1 protein-coding gene is annotated in these 1,267 nt (G+C 67.2%); it reads right to left on the minus strand.

Annotated elements, in window-relative coordinates; translation table 11 throughout:
- Positions 1–199: 199 nt before the first annotated feature.
- On the minus strand, positions 200–1,090 hold the full coding sequence (locus AC1D00_RS41590; RefSeq protein WP_027546776.1) for an efflux RND transporter periplasmic adaptor subunit: 891 nt from the start codon (positions 1,088–1,090) through the stop codon (positions 200–202).
- Positions 1,091–1,267: the final 177 nt, after the last annotated feature.

Raw genomic sequence — 1,267 nt, forward strand, 5'->3', positions numbered from 1 at the left:
GAGGTGGATTACGCCTTCGGCTAATCCACCCTACGATATGCGTGTGTAACGCACATCTACCCCCACATCGTCATTGCGAGCGCAGCGAAGCAATCCAGAATCCTTCCGCGGAAAGATTCTGGATTGCTTCGTCGCACCAGCGCAAAATGGCTTCGCACTTTCGTCGCTTCGCTCCTCGCAATGACGGTTGAGGCGAGACCTACTTCGCCGCTTCCGCGGCCATCACCGGGCGCACCGGATCGCCTTCGCGCAGGAGTGCGCCGGCGCGGGCGACGACGACATCGCCTTCGTTGAGGCCGTCGCGGACCTCGATATTGCCGCCCGACATCAGACCGATCTCGACGCGCTTGGTCTCGACGCGGTTGCGGCGGATCACCTGCACCACGGTGCCGGCGGACGAATATTGCACGGAGGTCAGCGGCACCGCGACGTTGCAGCTCTGCCCGGTCTTGATCAGCGCGCGCCCGCTCGCGTTCAGCAGCAGCCGCTTCTGCGAGGAGATGCCGATATAGACCATGCCCTGCTGGATGTTCGGCTCGATGGTCGGCCCGATGCGGCGCACCTTGCCGTCGATGTCGCCGGCGCCCGCGATCCGCACGGTCGCCTGCTGACCGACTGCGAGCTTGCGCACGTCGGTCGTCGCCACGAGGCCGACGAGATCGTATTCGCTGCGCGCCACGATCGTGAACAGCGCCTCGCCCTTGGCCGAGGCGAGGTTGCCGATCTGCGCGGTCGAGGTGGCGATCACGCCCGCCACTGGCGCGGTGACCTGAAGCGTGCCGCCCTCGGGCAGCGCGAGGCGCGCCAGCACCTGGCCGGCGGTGGTGGTCTCGCCGGCCTCCGCCAGCACTTCCGTCACCTTCAGGCCGGGACGCTCGGGCCGCACGGACGTTTCCTCGCGCGCGATGATCGTGCCGGTGGCCTCGACGATGTCGGAGAAGCAGGATTTTGCGACTTTCAGCACCGTGACGGCCGGCCCCTTGGGCGCGTCGTCATCGGCGGCTCCGGCCGGATATTGGCCGAAGACGAGCACTCCGGCGATGGCTGCGGGAAACAGGCTTCGAACAACGGCACGGGGCAAAGGGCGCATCGGAAATTCCACGGGGGCTATGCCTCCAATCGATAGCAGATGGCAGCGGCCCGGACTACGGCAGCGTTGTCCCAAAGCGGGATGCCGCGCCGCCCGGGCTGCCGCGGCAAGTCTTTGATTAGACGCGGGATTGGAGAACAGGTTCCCCCGCCGCCGGGCCGGGCGCCGCCGCCGGGC

This window comes from Bradyrhizobium sp. P2_E8, assembly GCF_056403875.1.